The following is a 16,516-nucleotide window of genomic DNA, read 5'->3' on the forward strand; positions in this document are numbered from 1 at the left end:
TTCCACAGGACTTCACACGGTGTACGGAGTACGGGGGTGGACAGGTGATCCTCACGGTCACCCTCAACACGGCACTGGACCTGACCTACCGGGTCCCCGCCCTCACTCCGCACGCCTCGCACCGGGTCACCCAGGTCGTCGAACGCCCCGGCGGCAAGGGCCTCAACGTGGCCCGTGTCCTCGCCGCCCTCGGGTACGAGACCGTCGCCACCGGCTTCGCGGGCGGCGCGACCGGTGCCGTGCTCCGCGACCGGCTCGCGGCGACCCCGGTCCGGGACGAACTCGTCGGGACCGCGGGCCCCACTCGCCGTACCGTCGCCGTCGTCGACTCCGCGAGCGGCGACACCACCCAGCTCAACGAACCCGGGCCGAACGTCACCCCCGCCGAGTGGGCCGCGTTCCGCACCCTCTTCACCACGCTCCTGGACGGCGCCGCGGCGGTCGCGCTCTGCGGCAGCCTCCCGCCGGGCATCCACGTCGGGGCGTACGCGGAACTCGTCCGGCTCGCCCGCGCGGCCGCCGTGCCCGTCCTCCTCGACACCAGCGGCGAACCCCTGCGGCGCGGTATCGCCGCCCGGCCTGACCTGGTCAAACCCAACGCCGACGAGCTCGCCCAGCTCACCGGCTCCCGCGACCCGCTGCGCGCGACCCGCGACGCACGGGGGCGGGGCGCCCGCGCGGTCGTCTCCTCGCTCGGCCCCGAGGGCCTGCTCGCCGCCACCCCCGAGGGCATGTGGCGGGCGGCGCCGCCCGCCGCCGTGAAGGGCAACCCCACGGGCGCGGGCGACTCGGCCGTCGCGGGCCTCCTGTCGGGCCTGGTCGACGGGACGCCCTGGCCGGAGCGGCTCGCCCGCGCGGTCGCCCTGTCGGCGGCGACGGTCCTGTCCCCGGTGGCCGGGGAGTTCGACGCCACCGCCTACGAGGAGCTGCGGCCCCAGGTGAAGGTCACCGAGGAACCGGAACCGGACCTGACCGGCCGTAGCAGCCGGGCAGGTCATGCCGACCGTGCCGACCAGGGCGTCGACCGTGGTCGGCTTTCCGGGTCTACTGGGGCGGCGTGACTTCCAGCCAGTCCAGCAGCACGTCGCACTGGTTGCCCGTCTCGCACGAGATCCTGATCTCGTTCTCGCCCTTCTGGAGGGTGACCGGCGCCCAGGTGGTCTGCCAGTTCTTCTCCAGGTTCGGGTCGGAGGAGTGGATGAAGTTCTTGAGGCCTATCGGCGAGGAGTTCACCTTGCCGTTGACCGTCAGGGTCGCGTTGGCGTCGACGGCCGGGATGGCGTAGCGCACGGTCAGGCGGTAGTCGCCGTCCACCGGCATGTTCGCCTTCCAGGTCACCGAGGAACCGACCTGGTTGAAGCCCGCGACGTACGTGCCGTCCGAGCCCTCCGCGCCCTTCACGTCCTTCGCGAGGCCCGCGGTGCCGCCCAGCTTCAGGGTGGCCGCGTCCTGCTTCGGCAGCTCGACCGGGGTCTCGTCGGCGCTCGGCTCGGCGCTGGGCTTCTCGGAGACCTGCGCGGGCGCGGTCGCGGTCGTGCCGCCGCCGGCCTGCTTGTCCTTGTCGTCTCCGCCGCTGTTGCTGATCACGGCGGCCGTGATGCCGATCACGACGACCGCGACGACGGCGACAGCGCCGATGAGCAGACCCTTGGTGTTGGGACCCCGGCCGGAGCCACCGTGCTGGTGCTGCGGCGGCGGGGACTGCCGCGGCGGGCCGCCGTAGGTCTCGGGGGCGGCGTACTGCGCCTGCGGCTGGCCGTACGTGGCCTGCTGCTGCGGCGGTACGTAGGCCTGCCCGTGGCCCTGGGTCTGCCCGCCGTACTGACGCTCGCCGACCGTTCTGACCTGGTTGTACGAGGTCCGTGGCACGCCGGGCTGAGCCTGCGCCGGGCCGGGGTAGCCGTAGCCACCGCCCCCCGGGGGCTGGGCGCCCGCTGCCTGACCGTCCGCGTACAGGTAGCCGAACGGGTCGTCGTTCTCGGGCTTGTTCGCGCCGTCGTTACCGGCAGCCATCCGGGTTCCTCTCCATGCTCGCCAGCCGTCGCCGACCGGCCGAGCCTACCTCGAACGGGCAGACCCCCGAATCGGCCCCGGCTCCGGCGGGGGGCTGCCGAGGCGGAGTCCGGCGCCTCAGCCCGCGCGTCGGTGGAGCTTGGCGCGGGAGCGCTTCTCCACGTACATCCGCTGGTCGGCGGAGTTCAGGACCTCTTCCACCGACATCCCGCATTCGGCCCAGCCGATGCCGAAACTGGCCCCCACGCGGACCGCCCGGCCGTCCACCCGGATCGGCGGGATGATCGCGTTGCGGAGGCGAACGGCCAGGTCGGCGGCGTCGGCCGCGCCGAGGCCGTCGGCGAGGACGACGAATTCGTCACCACCGAGCCGGGCGACGGTGTCCCCGTCGCGGACGCCGCTGGTGAGCCGGCGGGCGACCTCGATGAGGACGGCGTCGCCGGTGTGGTGCCCGAAGCGGTCGTTGATCGACTTGAAGCCGTCGAGGTCGCAGAAGAGGACGGCGAGGCCCTTGGTGCCGTCGTCGATGTCACCCCCCGTGGGAGCGACCATGTGCACATGGTGGTCGTACGGGCCGACGCCCGCCGGCTCGAAACCGAAGCCGTGCTCGTGTTCGTGCTCGTACGGCACCTCGTACGGGGAGGAGCCGGGGGAGCCGGGGTGGGGGGCGGGCACGGGGGCGTAGCCGGAGTGGCCGGGGTCGTAACCGGAGTGGCCCGGGTCGTGGCCCGTCTCGTAGCCGCCGTCGCGCCCGGAGTCGTAGCCGCCGTCGTACCCGCCGGCCTGCGCGGCCGCGGCGGGTGCCGCCGTCGGGCGTTCGCAGATCCGGGCGGAGAGCCGGGAGCGCAGCTCGGCGCTGTTGGGGAGGCCGGTGAGGGCGTCGTGCGAGGCGCGGTGGGCGAGCTGGAGCTCGTGCCGCTTGCGCTCCTCGATGTCCTCGACGTGGGTGAGGAGGAAGCGGGGGCCGTCGGCGGTGTCGGCGACGACCGAGTTACGGAGGGACACCCACACATAGGTGCCGTCGCGCCGCCCGAGCCGCAGCTCGGCCCGGCCGCCCTCGGCGGAGGTCCGCAGGAGGGTCCCTATGTCCTCGGGGTGGACGAGGTCGGCGAAGGAGTAGCGCCGCATGACGGAGGCGGGCCGGCCGAGGAGTCTGCACAGGGCGTCGTTGGTGCGGAGCAGCCGGCCGTGCTGGTCGCCGCCCATCTCGGCGATGGCCATGCCGGAGGGCGCGTACTCGAAGGCCTGGCGGAACGACTCCTCGCTGGCGCGCAGGGCCTGCTGCTCGCGTTCGAGCCGGACGAGGGCGCGCTGCATGTTGGAGCGGAGGCGGGCGTTGCTGATGGCGATCGCCGACTGGGAGGCGTACATCTGGAGCGCCTCCTGGCCCCAGGGGCCGGGGTGCCGGCCGTTGCGCGGACGGTCGACGGATATGACGCCGAGGAGCTCTCGGCCGGAGCCCGAGGCGTACATGGGGGCGTAGAGGCGGTCGTGCGGGTGCCACTCGTCCTCGAAGCGGGGCGCGGGGCCGTCGGTGTGCCACTGGGGGACGTCGTCCTCCATGAGCACCCAGCCCTCGGTGTGCGGTATGAACCGCAGGTCGCCCCAGGCGTCCGCCATGGCGAGGCGCCGCTCCCAGGAGGCGCGGGAGCCGACCCGGCCGGTGATCAGGGCCTCCGCGGCGGAGCTTCCGGCGAAGGCGGCGACGACGAGGTCACCGTCGGGGCGTACGAGGTTGACGCAGGCCAGCTCGTAGTTGAGACCGGCGACCACACCGTCGGCGACGGTCTGCAGGGTGTCCGCCAGGCTGCGCGCAGTGTTGAGGTCCGCCACGACCTGATGCAGCTGCCGCAGGGTCGAGAGACGGACGTACGGCTCCGACTCGGTCTCCATCGCTCGCTCTCCCCGAGACCTCGACAGCAACTCCAGGGTTCTCATCGGCTTCGTGCTGCACCATCACCGCCACTGAATCACAGCGAGCTGCACCCCAGGTACACAGGGTCAGCAAATACTGGGCTCTGTGACTCAAGTCACAGCAGATCATGGCGGGTCACGACGGGTCCGGCAAATGGCCCCGCATCGGGCCCGGCTCAGGCCCGCACCGGGCCCGGCACCGGCGCCGCACCGGGCCCCGGGTCAATCCCGCATCGGGCCCGCGCCCGGCTCCGGGTCCTAGGACCGGCGGGGGTGCCGGACTGGTCCCCCGGCCCGATGCGGCACCCGGAGCGGCCGGACTAGCGTGCGAGTGTGCTGCAGAAGACTCCCGCCTCGCCCCCCGTGTCCGATCTGGCCATCCCGCATGCTGAGGGGGTGAGCAACGACGACTTCCGGGCGGCGATGTCCCGCCTCGCGGCGGGCGTGGTCCTCGTGACCGCGCACGACCCCGACGACGGCCCGCGCGGCGAGGACGTCGGCATGACGGCCACCGCCTTCGTGTCCGTCTCCCTCGACCCGCCCCTGGTCCTGGTGAGCCTCCGAAACGGCTCCCGCATGGACGACCTGCTCACCGACGTGCCCGTCTGGGCGGTGTCGATCCTGTCCGAGAGCCAGCGGCACATCGCCGGGCGCTTCGCGATGAAGAACCGCGTCAGCGACCGGCTCCTCTTCGCCGACCTGCCGTACGCCCGCGGCGAGGTGAGCGGCGCCCCGCTGATGGGCGGCGCGCTCGCGACCCTGGAATGCCGTACGGAGAGCCGCGTCGTCGCCGGTGACCACACGCTCGTCGTGGGACGGGTCCTGACGGTGGGTGCCCTGGCGGCGGAGGGCGGCCCGCTGACGTACTACCAGGGGAAGTACCGGCACCTGTCCTGACCGGACGGGGCGCGCGGGACGGGGCGCGCGGGACGGGACACGCGGGAGGGGGACTCAGCCCCAGTCGCGGGACTGGCGGGTGCGCTTGGTCTCCGAGCGCTGCTTCTTCTCCCGCAGCCGGCGCTCGTTGATACCGCGCGGGATCTTCGTCGCTCTGCGGGGCTTCGGCGGCGGTGCCGTCGCCTCGGCGAGCAGGGCGGCCAGGCGGACCGCCGCCGTCTCGCGGTTGCGCCACTGGGAGCGGTGCTCCGAGGCGCGGACCGTCACGACCCCGTTGACCAGGCGGGTGGCGAGGCGCTCCAGGGCGCGGGCCTTCCACACCTCGGGCAGCGAATCGGTGGCGGCGAGGTCGAAGCGGAGCTCGACCTGGGAGTCGCTGGTGTTCACATGCTGTCCGCCCGGGCCCGACGAACGCGAGAAACGCCACTGGAGCTCGGCCTCGGGGAGCGAGACGGAGCCGCGGATGGGATACGGACCGGACATGCCCCTCATGTTCCCCGCAGGGGGCCATCGGAGTCATCCTGTTTTCGCCCGGACGCCGCGCAAGGTACGAATGCCTCCGGGAACCGCCGGAGGCGCGTACGCGTTTCTCCAGGCGAAGACACCACGATGAAAGGGACTTTCCATGGCTGTGAGCCTGTCCAAGGGCGGCAACGTCTCTCTGACCAAGGAGGCCCCGGGCCTCACCGCTGTCACCGTGGGCCTCGGCTGGGACGTCCGTACGACCACCGGCACCGACTTCGACCTCGACGCCTCCGCGATCGGCGTGGACGGCGCGGGCAAGGTCGCGTCCGACGCGCACTTCGTCTTCTTCAACAACAAGGCGACGCCGGACCAGACCATCGTCCACACCGGTGACAACCGCACCGGCGAGGGCGGCGGCGACGACGAGCAGATCAACGTCAACCTGGCGGCCCTCCCGCCGAACGTCGACAAGATCGTCTTCCCGGTCTCCATCTACGACGCGGTGAACCGCTCGCAGAACTTCGGCCAGGTGCGGAACGCGTACATCCGCATCCTCAACCAGGCCGGCGGCGCCGAGATCGCCCGCTACGACCTCTCCGAGGACGCCGCCGTCGAGACCGCGATGGTCTTCGGCGAGCTCTACCGCAACGGCGCCGAGTGGAAGTTCCGCGCGGTCGGCCAGGGCTACGCCTCGGGCCTGGAGGGCATCGCCCGCGACTTCGGCGTCAACCTCTGAGACGACGCCCGACGCGTCTGACGCGGTGACACCGTAGAGCCCCGGGCGGAACATTCGGCCGGGGCTCTACGGTCGATCCCGCTTCCCGCCCCCGTACAGCCCCGCCGCGGCTCTACGGCCGGTCCGGCTTCCCGTCCCCGTACAGCCAGACCTTCCACAGGCCGTCGAGGTCCCGTCCGGCGACGGCCTCCACGTAGGCCGTGAAGTCGGCCGTGGAGGCGTTGGCGTGACGGTACTTCGCGGGCCAGCCGCGCAGGATCTCGCCGAAGACCTTGTCCCCGACGGTCTCGCGGAGCTTGTGGAGGACCATCGCGCCCCGCTGGTACACGGGCGGGTCGAAGAGGTTGGCGGCGGAGGGCGGGTCGGCCGGCGGGAAGGTCCAGTTGATCTGCTGGGCGAAGGCGCGGGCGAAGCTGGTCCGCGCGGGGACGCCCCCGTACTCCTCCGCGTACAGCCATTCCGCGTACGTCGCGAAGCCCTCGTTCAGCCACAGGTCCCGCCACGTCTCGGGCGTCACGGAGTTGCCGAACCACTGGTGGGCCAGCTCGTGGACGAGGGTCGTCCGGTCGAACGAGGCGGCGGGGAAGACGGGCCGGGTCTGGGTCTCCAGGGCGTAGCCGAGGGTCCCGTCCTCGGTGACGACCGCCCCGGCGGCCGTGAAGGGGTACGGGCCGAAGCGCCGGGTCTGCCGGTCGAGGATCTTCGGGATCTCGTCGAGGAGCGCGGCGCTGCCCGCCGCGACCGCCGGATCGGCGGCCGTGAGGACGGGCACGGAGCCGAGGGCGGTCGCCGTGTCCGTCCGGAACCGGCCGATCGCGACCGTCGCCAGATAGCTCGCCATCGGTTCGGGCGCCTGCCACACGCTGGTGACACGGCCGTCCGGCGCCGCCCGGCGGGCGGTCCTGACGCCGTTGGACACGGCTTCGACACCGGCCGGGACGGTGAGGGTGATCTCGTACGCGGCCTTGTCCGAGGGATGGTGGTTGCCGGGGAACCAGGTCATGGAGCCGACCGGCTGGCCGACCGCGACGGCCCCGTCGTCGGTGCGCAGCCAGCCTTCCCGGGTGCCGTCCGCGTCGGTGATCGCCTCGGGCACGCCCGTGTACGTGACGGTGGTGCGGAACTCCGCGCCCTCGCGGATCTCCTCGCGCGGCCGGAGCGTCAGTTCGTTCCCCGCCCGGTTGACCGCGGCGGGCTCACCGTCGACGGACGCACGGCCGACCGTGAGTCCGGCCAGGTCGAGGTTGAAGGCGCTGAGGTCCTGGCCGGCGCGGGCGGTGATCTCGGCGGTGCCGTCGAGCCGCCCGGTGCGCGGGTCGTAGGCGAGGGTCAGGGCGTAGTGCCCCACGTCGTAGCCGCCGTTGCCGAGCTTCGGGAAGTACGGGTCGCGCAGCCCGGCGGCCCCGGGCGTCCCCCGCACACCGCTGAGAGCCGTGGTGCAGCCGCCCGCGAGCAGCGCGAGGGCGGTGAGGACGGCGAGGGCGGCGGACAGGGACGTGGCCGCTCGGGTACGGCTGAGGTTCACGTACCGATCCTAAGCAGGACGGATACGGAAAAGGTGACGGCGCCCGGCGGGGGATCCGGGCGCCGTCACCGGCTGAGGGGCTGCTCGCCCTACTTGTTGAGGGCGGCGACGCCGGCCTGGGCGAACTTCTCGTCGAGGTCGCCGGAGGGGGCGCCGGCGACACCGATGCCGGCGATGGGGGCGCCCTTGGCGGTGACGGGGGCGCCACCGGCGAGGAAGAGGGTGCCGGGGATGTCCTTGAGGGTGGGCGCGTTGGTGAGGCGCTTGGCGAGCTCGGAGGTGGGGGCGTTCCAGGAGACGGCGGTGTACGCCTTCTTCTCGGCGGACTCGTAGGACTGCGGGCCCGCGCCGTCGCCGCGCAGGGTGACGATGGTGTTGCCGTTGCGGTCGACGACGGCGACGGAGACGCGCTGGTTCTCCTTCTCGGCGGCGTCCAGGGTCGCCTGGGCGGCCTTCGTGGCGGCCTCGATCGTCAGGTGCGTCGACTGCTGGAGGTTGTCGTTGCCGGCGTCGGCGCGAACCGCGGCGGCGGGGGCGGCGGCCGGGGCGGAGGCGTTCGCGGAGACCACGCCGAAGGTACCGGCGGCGATGACGGCGGCGGCGGTGGCGCCGAAGAGGATCTTCTTCATGGGGAACTCCGTGAGGGTGAGGTGGGGCGGGTGGGGTGGCTCGGGCCGGGATGAGGTGGGGCGGGGCGGTTCGGGAAGTTCGACTCGTTCGCTCCGAGATCCATCCTGTGGCCGGAACCCGGGCCGTTCGGTCCACGGTCCGGCTGCCCTCCTCGCGCACACTGGAGGACGGCCGGGTCAGCCGATCGGCTGATGCCCGCGTGGTCCCCCGGGGCCAGGATGGACAGATATCCCCAGGTCAGAAGGGCGGGAGGAAGGTGGGAACGTGACACGGCCGACGAACCCCGAGAAGCCCGACCGCCCGGCGGAGCCCGAGAACCCCGCCCGCCCGGCGGAGCCCGAGAAGCCCGACCGCCCGGCGCAGCCCGGGCAGCGCAGCCAGGACACGGCCCGCCCGGGCGAGGCCGACCGGGACCGCGGCCACACCGCCCACCCGTCACCGCCCGAGCGCGACCCCGACGCCCCCTGGCTGGCGCGGGTCATGCACATCGCCTTCTTCCTCCTCCTCGGCGCCTCGCTCGTCCGCTTCCTGCTGCGGCACCCCTGGGAGGACCGCAGCCCCTGGATCGTCGCCCTCTCCGGCGCCCTCGCCTCCCTCTACCTCCTCGGCCCCGTCGTCGGCACCCGCGCCGCGCCCCGCCGCATCGCCTGGCTGAGTACGGTCGTCGCCGTCTGGATCCTCCTCGTCGTCCTGGCGCCCAGCTTCGCCTGGTGCGCGGTGCCGCTCTTCTACACGGGCCTTCGCACCCTCCCGGCGCGCGCCGCCCTCGGCCTGGTCGCGCTGCTCACCGTGTTCGTGGTGTTCGCGCAGGTGCAGCTCGCGCACGGCGGCTGGGACCCGAACCTGATCGTCGCCCCGCCGGCCGTCGCCGCCATCGCCACCGGCGTGTTCGTGTACTCCGACCGGCAGGCGACCCGTCAGCGGGCCCTCATCGACGACCTGATCCGCACCCGCCGCGAACTGGCCGCGATCGAGCGCCGCGAGGGCACCCTCGCCGAGCGCCAGCGGCTCTCCATGGAGATCCACGACACCCTGGCGCAGGGCTTGTCGAGTCAGCAGATGCTGCTCCAGGCGGCCGACCGCACCTGGGACAGCGACCCGTCGACCGCCCGCCGCCACGTCCGTACCGCCGAGTCCATCGCCGAGCGCAACCTCGCCGAGGCCCGCCGTTTCGTGCACGACCTCGCGCCCGCCGACCTCGCCGAGGGCGGCGGCCTCGAAGAGGCCCTGCGCGGTCTCGCCGCCCGCGAGTCGGCGGCCTTCCGGGTCGACGGAACGGCCGTACCGCTGCCCGAACGGGTGCAGTCGGCGCTGCTCCGCATCGCGCAGGGCGCCCTCGCCAACATCCGCGAGCACGCCGCCGCCGACTCCGCCGCCCTGACCCTGACGTACCTCGACGACCAGGTGGTCCTGGACATCGCCGACGACGGCCGCGGCTTCGACCCCGTCGAGACGCCGGGCGGGGTACGCGGCCACGGACTGCCCGCGATGCGCGTGCGGGCCCAGCAGCTCGGCGGCACCCTGACGGTCGAGTCCACCCCCGGCGAGGGCACCGTGCTCTCGGCCGCGATCCCGCTCTCCCTGGAGTCGTGATGTCCGTACGGATCCTCCTCTGCGACGACCATGTCGTCGTCCGCGCCGGCCTGCTCGCGCTGCTCGGCAGCACCCCCGACATCGAGGTCGTCGGCGAGGCGGGCAGCGGCGAGGAGGCCGTCGCCATGGCGGCGAAGCTGAAGCCCGACGTCGTCCTGATGGACCTCCAGCTGGGCGCGGGCATCGACGGCGTGGAGGCGACCCGGCTGATCGCGCCCACCGGCGTCCACGTCCTCGTCCTCACCACGTACGACACGGACGCCGACATCACCCGGGCGATCGAGGCGGGCGCGACCGGCTACCTCCTGAAGGCCGAGCGGCCCGAGGAGCTGTTCGCCGCCATCCACTCGGCCGCCCAGGGCCGCACCGCCCTCTCCCCGCCGGTCGCCAGCCGGGTCATGGACCGGATGCGGGGCGCGGCGGGCCCGAGCCTCACGGACCGGGAGCGGGACATCCTCGGCCAGCTGGGGCGGGGCCTCGGCAACCGGGAGATCGCGCGGGCCCTGTTCATCAGCGAGGCGACGGTCAAGACGCACCTCGGCCGCATCTACGCCAAGCTCGGCGTCGACACGCGGGCGGGCGCGGTGTCGGTGGCGAAGGAGCGACGGCTGCTGCCGTAGACCGCGCCTCGCCCGTACGCGACACCGCGCCTCGCCCGTACGCACACCCCACCGCTGCTACTCTGCGTTGCCCTTCAACCGCACCGTGTCAGTAACTCAGCCCCAGTGGGAGCGCACGTGAAGCTCGCGATCGTCGGCGGCGGCCCCGCCGGCCTCTACCTCTCGATCCTGCTGAAGCGGCAGGATCCCGCCCACGACATCGTCGTGTACGAGCGGAACCCGGCGGGCTCCACGTACGGCTGGGGCGTGACGTACTGGGCCGGGCTCCTCGACAAGCTGCGCGCGGGCGACCCCGAGTCCGCGGCGGCCGTCGCGGAGGCCTCCGTGACCTGGAACGACGGCGTCGCGATCGTCCGCGACGAGCGGACCGTCCACCGCGGCGACGCCGGCTTCGGCATCGGGCGACGGCGGATGCTCGCGCTGCTCGCCGACCGGGCCGGGGAACTCGGCGTACGGGTCGAGTTCGAGCACGACATCCCCGGCGCGGACGCGCCCGAACTGGCCGACGCGGACCTGGTCGTCGCCGCCGACGGCGTGAACAGCGTCCTTCGCGAGGCGCACGCGGACCACTTCGGCAGCGAGGTCGTGAGCGGCCGCAACCAGTACATCTGGCTCGGCACCACCAAGGTCTTCGACTCGTTCAGCTTCGCGTTCAAGGAGACCGAGCACGGCTGGATCTGGTGCTACGCCTACGGTTTCAGCGGCGAGCGCTCCACCTGTGTCGTCGAGTGCTCCCCCGAGACGTGGACGGGTCTCGGCCTCGACACGCGCGGCGAGACCGAGGGCCTGCGCCTCCTGGAGAAGCTCTTCCACGACCTCCTCGACGGGCACGAGCTGATCGGCCGCGACCGGGTCGACGACACCGCCCAGTGGCTCACCTTCCGCACCCTCACCAACCGGGTCTGGCACCGCGGCAACCTGGTCCTCCTCGGCGACGCCGCCCACACCACCCACTACTCGATCGGCGCGGGCACGACCCTGGCCCTGGAGGACGCACTCGCCCTCGCGGACGCCCTGCGCGCGCACACCGACCTCGACACGGCCCTCACGACGTACGGGAAGCGGCGCCGCGCCGAACTCGTCTCCGCGCAGAGCGCGGCCCGCTACAGCGCCCAGTGGTACGAGAACCTCCCGCGGTACATGCGCCTGGAGCCGGCCCGGATGTTCGCGCTTCTCGGCCAGCGCCACTCGCCGCTGCTCCCCCACATCCCGCCGCAGCTGTACTACCGCATCGACCGGGCCGCCGAACAACTGGAACCGCTCCGCCGCCTCAAGCGCTGGCTGGGCCCCCGGGTGGCCCGCGCGGTCCACGGCCGCCGCTGACCGCCCCGCGTCACAGGTCCTGCGGGGGTGCGTCCGGCGGGGTGACCGCCCCGCTTCACACGTCCGGCGGGGCTGGAACACCCCCGCGTCACACGTCCCGGCGGTGGATCGCCACCAGGGCCACCGCCACCGCGCCGAGCGACCAGACCGCGTACACCGTCCAGGCCCCTCCCGTCGTCCACGGGAACTCCACCGGCACCGGCGACTCCCCCACCTCCGTGAGCCGCTTCCACGCGCCCTGCGGCAGCGCGTGCAGAAACGTCGCCGACCAGCGGCTGTGCCCGTCGACAAGCGCGGGGAGCAGCAGCAGGACGCCGGTGAGGGTGACGATCGTGGCCGCCGTGTGCCGCAGGAGGGCGCCGAGCCCGAAGCCGACGAGCGCGCACACGGGAGCGAGCAGCGCGGACGCGGTGACGGCCGCCGCCGCGCCCGGGTAGCCGATCGACATGCCCACGTCCCGGCCGGACAGGACCGCCTGCGTGGCGGCGAACGACACCCCGGCGACGAGGGCCCCGTACCCGAGCATGACGCCCGCGAGGACCAGCGTCTTCGCCGCCGTGACGGCCCGCCGGTCGGGGACGGCGGCGAAGGTCGTACGGATCTGCCCGGTGCCGTACTCGCCGACGATCACGAGCGCGCCGATCGCGCCGGTCGTGAGCATGAACACCATGGCCCCGCCGAGCGTGAAGGCGTCCCGCATCGCCCAGACCGGCACGAAGAGTTCGCGGATGCCCTCGGAGTAGTTCGGGTAGTTCCGGTGGTCGGCGAAGGCCGCGCTGAGGTTGACGCCGAGGACGGCGATCGCGCCGGCGCCGAACGCCCAGGGGGTGGAGCGCAGGGACCACAGCTTCATCCACTCGCCGGCGAGCAGATCACGGAAGCGGGCGTTCACCGGCCTCCCTCCTTCTTCTGGTACTCGACGCTGTCGGCGGTCAGTTCCATGAACGCCTCTTCCAAGGACGCCGCGCGCGACGTCAGTTCGGCGAGCGGGGCGCCGTGCCGGAAGGCGAGCACCCCGACGCGGTCCGCCGCCATCCCGGTGACGGTGAGCGGCCCTTCCCTTCCTTCCGGGGGCCGTACGGTCGCCCCGGCGCGGATCAGGGCGGCGGCGAGGCCCGGCCCCGCGGCCGGATCGGCGGTCCGTACGGTCACGCCACGGCGGGCGCCACGGGCGGCGAAGTCCGCCAGGCTCTCGGCGGCGATCAGCCGCCCGCGGCCGATGACGACGAGGTCGTCGGCGGTGTGCTCCATCTCGCTCATCAGATGGCTGGAGACGAACACCGTGCGGCCCTCGGCGGCGAGGCGCCGGAACAGCTCCCGCGCCCAGCGGACCCCTTCCGGGTCCAGGCCGTTGACCGGCTCGTCGAAGAGCAGCACGGGCGGGTCGCCGAGCAGGGCGGCGGCGATCCCGAGGCGCTGCTTCATGCCGAGGGAGTAGGCGCCGATCCGGCGGCGGGCCGCGTCGGCGAGGCCCACCTCGTCGAGGACCTCGCCGACGCGGCGGCGCGGGATGCCGTTGCTCCGGGCGAGGGCGGCGAGGTGCCCCTCGGCGGTCCGCCCGCCGTGGACGTCGTGCGCGTCGAGCAGCGCCCCGACGTGCCGCAGGCCCCGGGGCAGCTCCCGAAACCGCCGCCCGCCGACGGTCGCGCTCCCGGAGGTCGGCTCGTCGAGCCCCAGAACCAGCCGCAGAGTGGTGGACTTCCCGGCCCCGTTGGGCCCGAGAAACCCAGTCACCCGCCCGGGCCGCACGGTAAAGCTGAGCCGGTCGACGGCGGGGCGGACGGATGCGGCGGCTCTTTGCCCGAGGGGGCGGGGGCTGGCGCTGGGGCCGGGGCCAGGGCCGGGGCCGGGGCCAGGGCCGGGGCGGGAGCCAGGGCTGAAGTCGGAGCCGGGGCCAGGGCCGGGGCGGACGGCTGCGGCAACCCTCCGCCCGAGGGGGCCGCGGCGGGGGCCGGAGCCGGCGGTCCGGCGGTCGTAACGTTTGGTCAGTTCCTCTACTTCGATCACCCGGGCCACGGTGCCGCGGCGGCGCCCCCGCCGGCATCGGCCCACCGGCCACAAACGGGCCGGTGGCAGTGGCCCGTGGGCGTACGCCCACGGGCCGATGTCCGGCCACCCGCCCGCACCTACGATCGGCGCATGCCCGCCACCGCCCCGCCCGCCGATGCCCTCGCGGCCAACCCCGCGACCGACCCCTCGGCCAACCTTGCGGCCACTCTGGCGGCCGACCCCACGGCCACCCCCACAACCGACGCCCTGCCCGGCGGGCGCACCTCCGTGGTTCTGGCCTGGTGCGCGGCCGCCGCGCACCCCTTCGTCCTCTTCGCGGGCCTCCAGGCGGGACCCCTCCGCGCCGCCGCCGAGCTGCGGCTCCTCCTCGTCGCCGTCGCCATCGGCCTGCTGCTCCCCCTCCTGCGCCGCCGGCCCGAGGTGGCGCTCGGGCTGCTCCTCGTCGGTCTGTTCGCCGCGTCGACGACCCGGCCGTCCGCCGAGCTGACGTACCTGCCGGTCCTCGCCGCCGACGCCTGCGTCGGACGCCTCACGGCCCACCGCCCGCTCCGGGTCGCCCTGCCCGCCGCGGCGGTGACGCTCACCGTGCAGATCGGTTCGGCGCTGTACACGACCTCGGGCCAGGACGTCTTCGTCACCACGGTCGTCGCCCTGGCGCTCGCGATGGTCACCGCCGGTTTGCTGGGCCACTCCTCCCGTGAGCGGCGCTCGCACGCGGCGGAACTGCGCGCCCGGACGGCGGCCGAGGCCGTCACCGCCGAACGGCTGCGGATCGCCCGCGAACTGCACGACGTGATCGCGCACAGCATCGGCGTCATCGCCATTCAGGCGGGGGTGGGACGCCGGGTCATCGAGACCCAGCCCGCCGAGGCCCGTAACGCGCTCGCCACCATCGAGACCACCAGCCGGGAGACCCTCGCCGGCCTGCGCCGCACCCTGGGCGCGCTGCGGGCCTCCGCGAAGGACGCCCCCGGGCACGCCCCCGCACCGCGTGGCCCGGCGCCGGGCCTCGCCGACCTGGAGCGGCTCGCCGCGTCCACGGCGGACGCGGGGGTACGGGTCGAGATGCGGCAGCTGGGAGACCCGGAACGGCCGCTGCCCCCGGAGGTCGACCTGGCCGCGTACCGGATCGTCCAGGAGTCGCTGACCAATGTCGTACGCCACGCGGGCACCCGCACCTGCCGGGTGACGGTGGAGCGGGGCGAGGACGCCCTGCTCGTCGAGATCGCGGACGAGGGCCCGCCGACCCCCGCCGCGCCCACCACCCCCGGAGACGGCTACGGCATCGTCGGCATGCGCGAGCGGGCGGCGCTCCTCGGCGGCCGCTTCTCGGCGGGGCCGCGCGCCGGAGGCGGTTTCCACGTGACCGCCGAACTACCGCTGCCCCACCCGCCCCAGAAGGGAACCCCCACCCCATGAGCACTCCGATCCGGGTCCTCCTGGTCGACGACCAGCCGCTGGTACGAGCGGGTCTGCGCGTCCTGATGGCGGACAGCCCGGATCTCGTGGTCGTCGGCGAGGCGGGCACCGGCACCGAGGCGGTCCGGCTCGCCGAGGACCTCCGGCCACGACCCGACGTGATCGTGATGGACGTACGGATGCCCGGCATGGACGGCATCGAAGCGACCCGGATCATCACGGCGGGCCCCGGCGCGCCCCGGGTCGTCGTCCTGACCACCTTCGACGACGACGAGTACGTGTACGGCGCGCTCCGCTCCGGGGCGAGCGGCTTCCTGGTCAAGGACATGGCGCTCGACGACATCCTGGCGGCGATCCGGGTGGTCGCCGCCGGGGACGCCCTGATCGCGCCGGGCGTCACCCGCCGGCTGATCGAGGAGTTCGCGGCCCGCCCCGAGCCCCCGACCACCGCCGGCTCCGCCGCGTCCGCGCCCCTCCCGCCGGGCGGGCTCGCCGGGGTCACGGCGCGGGAGCGCGAGGTGCTCGCCCTCGTCGGCCGTGGTCTGTCCAACGGCGAGATCGCGGAGCGGCTCCACATCAGCGCGGCCACCGCCAAGGCGCACGTGGCACGCCTCTTCGCCAAACTGGACGCCCGCGACCGGGTGCAGCTGGTGATCCTCGCGTACGAGGCCGGCCTGGCGCCGTGACACCATCGGTTCCGTGCTCGACATCGGCTACTCCCTCTCGCGTCGCTTCCCCGACCCGCCGCAGACCGACTACCGCCACGCGGACGTCCACGCGCTGCGGCACGACCTGTTCTGCGGGGACGTGTACGTCGCCGACACCAAGTCGGACCGTGAGGTGTCCACAGCCTGGGGATGGGTGCCGGTGCTCGACTTCGCGTGGGCGCTGTGCGACATCGTCGAGCAGCTCGACCAGGACCCGCGCGGCAACCGCTCCGCCAAGCAGCAGTACGCGGAACTCGACTTCACCGAGTCCTCGGACCGGATGCTCTTCGAGCGCCGCTTCGGCTGGGTGGACGTCGAGGCCGACTGGATGCCGGGCGACGAGCCGCCGCTCACCTTCAGCCACTCCTTGCTGCGCCGCGAGGCCCGCGACTTCCTGCACGACCTGATCGCCGACCTCACCGACATGCACGAGGGCCTCGCGGACAACCCAGTCATCTGGTCCCTCCAGGCCCGCTTCCCCCGCCTGCCGTAGGGCGCGGGGCGGGGCGTGCCGTGGGGCGGGCCGCCGGGTCAGCCGGAGGGCGTGCCGCCGGGCCTCACCGCTCCACCCGCGCCCCCACACCCGCCCTAGGGCGAGCCGCCGGGCCTACCGGAGGGCGTGCCGCCGGGTCAGCCGGAGGGCGGGTCGCCGGGCCTCCCCTCC

At 73.8% G+C, this 16,516-nt stretch carries 16 protein-coding genes; 9 read left to right on the forward strand and 7 right to left on the reverse strand.

Annotated features, from left to right (window positions below; all coding sequences use genetic code 11):
- Window positions 1–44: 44 nt before the first annotated feature.
- Window positions 45–1,061, forward strand: coding sequence for a 1-phosphofructokinase family hexose kinase (locus tag ACIRB7_RS04285; RefSeq protein WP_403592060.1), 1,017 nt, complete (start codon window positions 45–47; stop codon window positions 1,059–1,061).
- Here the strand turns inward: ACIRB7_RS04285 and ACIRB7_RS04290 are convergent.
- The gene (locus ACIRB7_RS04290) at window positions 1,045–2,013 is read right to left on the reverse strand and encodes a CBM35 domain-containing protein (RefSeq protein WP_403592063.1); all 969 of its coding nucleotides are present in this window, start codon (window positions 2,011–2,013) and stop codon (window positions 1,045–1,047) included. The two genes, ACIRB7_RS04285 and ACIRB7_RS04290, sit on opposite strands and share 17 nt — an antisense overlap.
- 117 nt (window positions 2,014–2,130) lie before the next feature.
- A complete protein-coding gene (cdgB, locus tag ACIRB7_RS04295) occupies window positions 2,131–3,906 on the reverse strand; it encodes a diguanylate cyclase CdgB (RefSeq protein WP_403592066.1) in 1,776 nt (591 codons plus the stop codon).
- Window positions 3,907–4,260: 354 nt separating this feature from the next.
- Here cdgB and ACIRB7_RS04300 point away from each other — a divergent pair, with 354 nt between their 5' ends.
- Entirely contained in the window at window positions 4,261–4,824 is a 564-nt protein-coding gene (locus ACIRB7_RS04300; protein WP_403592069.1) for a flavin reductase family protein, read from the forward strand.
- Between the two features lie 54 nt (window positions 4,825–4,878).
- On the opposite strand, the gene arfB is transcribed toward ACIRB7_RS04300, so the two are convergent.
- Window positions 4,879–5,316: an alternative ribosome rescue aminoacyl-tRNA hydrolase ArfB gene (gene arfB / locus ACIRB7_RS04305; protein ID WP_403592072.1), complete on the reverse strand. Its 438-nt coding sequence runs from the start codon at window positions 5,314–5,316 to the stop codon at window positions 4,879–4,881.
- A gap of 133 nt (window positions 5,317–5,449) precedes the next feature.
- Here arfB and ACIRB7_RS04310 point away from each other — a divergent pair, with 133 nt between their 5' ends.
- On the forward strand, window positions 5,450–6,025 hold the full coding sequence (locus ACIRB7_RS04310; protein WP_403592075.1) for a TerD family protein: 576 nt from the start codon (window positions 5,450–5,452) through the stop codon (window positions 6,023–6,025).
- A 112-nt stretch (window positions 6,026–6,137) separates the two neighbouring features.
- Here the strand turns inward: ACIRB7_RS04310 and ACIRB7_RS04315 are convergent, their stop codons facing one another.
- Both ACIRB7_RS04315 and ACIRB7_RS04320 read right to left on the reverse strand, forming a co-directional pair.
- On the reverse strand, window positions 6,138–7,550 hold the full coding sequence (locus ACIRB7_RS04315; protein ID WP_403592078.1) for a M1 family metallopeptidase: 1,413 nt from the start codon (window positions 7,548–7,550) through the stop codon (window positions 6,138–6,140).
- Window positions 7,551–7,639: 89 nt separating this feature from the next.
- On the reverse strand, window positions 7,640–8,179 hold the full coding sequence (locus ACIRB7_RS04320; protein WP_351217495.1) for a heme-binding protein: 540 nt from the start codon (window positions 8,177–8,179) through the stop codon (window positions 7,640–7,642).
- 481 nt (window positions 8,180–8,660) lie between these two features.
- Here ACIRB7_RS04320 and ACIRB7_RS04325 point away from each other — a divergent pair, with 481 nt between their 5' ends.
- The 3 genes from ACIRB7_RS04325 to ACIRB7_RS04335 all read left to right on the forward strand — a co-directional run bounded on the left by ACIRB7_RS04325 (window position 8,661) and on the right by ACIRB7_RS04335 (window position 11,716).
- Window positions 8,661–9,773, forward strand: coding sequence for a sensor histidine kinase (locus ACIRB7_RS04325; RefSeq protein ID WP_403592506.1), 1,113 nt, complete (start codon window positions 8,661–8,663; stop codon window positions 9,771–9,773).
- Window positions 9,773–10,393: a response regulator gene (locus ACIRB7_RS04330; protein WP_403592081.1), complete on the forward strand. Its 621-nt coding sequence runs from the start codon at window positions 9,773–9,775 to the stop codon at window positions 10,391–10,393. Before ACIRB7_RS04325 ends, ACIRB7_RS04330 begins: the two co-directional genes overlap by 1 nt.
- 117 nt (window positions 10,394–10,510) lie before the next feature.
- The gene (locus tag ACIRB7_RS04335; protein WP_403592082.1) at window positions 10,511–11,716 is read left to right on the forward strand and encodes an FAD-dependent monooxygenase; all 1,206 of its coding nucleotides are present in this window, start codon (window positions 10,511–10,513) and stop codon (window positions 11,714–11,716) included.
- An 88-nt stretch (window positions 11,717–11,804) separates the two neighbouring features.
- On the opposite strand, the gene ACIRB7_RS04340 is transcribed toward ACIRB7_RS04335, so the two are convergent.
- Together ACIRB7_RS04340 and ACIRB7_RS04345 are read right to left on the reverse strand one after the other, a co-directional pair.
- Window positions 11,805–12,608, reverse strand: coding sequence for an ABC transporter permease (locus ACIRB7_RS04340; protein WP_403592084.1), 804 nt, complete (start codon window positions 12,606–12,608; stop codon window positions 11,805–11,807).
- Window positions 12,605–13,465 carry an ATP-binding cassette domain-containing protein gene (locus tag ACIRB7_RS04345; protein ID WP_403592086.1) on the reverse strand — a complete coding sequence of 287 codons (861 nt, stop codon included), beginning with the start codon at window positions 13,463–13,465 and terminating at the stop codon, window positions 12,605–12,607. Before ACIRB7_RS04345 ends, ACIRB7_RS04340 begins: the two co-directional genes overlap by 4 nt.
- Before the next feature lie 390 nt (window positions 13,466–13,855).
- Here ACIRB7_RS04345 and ACIRB7_RS04350 point away from each other — a divergent pair, with 390 nt between their 5' ends.
- From ACIRB7_RS04350 to ACIRB7_RS04360, 3 genes are read left to right on the forward strand one after another with little or no spacing between them, the layout of a single operon-like run.
- Entirely contained in the window at window positions 13,856–15,145 is a 1,290-nt protein-coding gene (locus ACIRB7_RS04350) for a sensor histidine kinase (RefSeq protein WP_403592089.1), read from the forward strand.
- Window positions 15,142–15,831 carry a response regulator gene (locus ACIRB7_RS04355; protein WP_403592092.1) on the forward strand — a complete coding sequence of 230 codons (690 nt, stop codon included), beginning with the start codon at window positions 15,142–15,144 and terminating at the stop codon, window positions 15,829–15,831. The genes ACIRB7_RS04350 and ACIRB7_RS04355 overlap by 4 nt, the downstream gene beginning before the upstream one ends.
- 13 nt (window positions 15,832–15,844) lie before the next feature.
- Window positions 15,845–16,345: a hypothetical protein gene (locus ACIRB7_RS04360; RefSeq protein WP_403592094.1), complete on the forward strand. Its 501-nt coding sequence runs from the start codon at window positions 15,845–15,847 to the stop codon at window positions 16,343–16,345.
- The last annotated feature ends 171 nt before the right edge of the window (window positions 16,346–16,516 follow it).

The organism is Streptomyces sp. NPDC093795, assembly GCF_044764665.1.
Classification (GTDB): Bacteria; Actinomycetota; Actinomycetes; order Streptomycetales; family Streptomycetaceae; genus Streptomyces.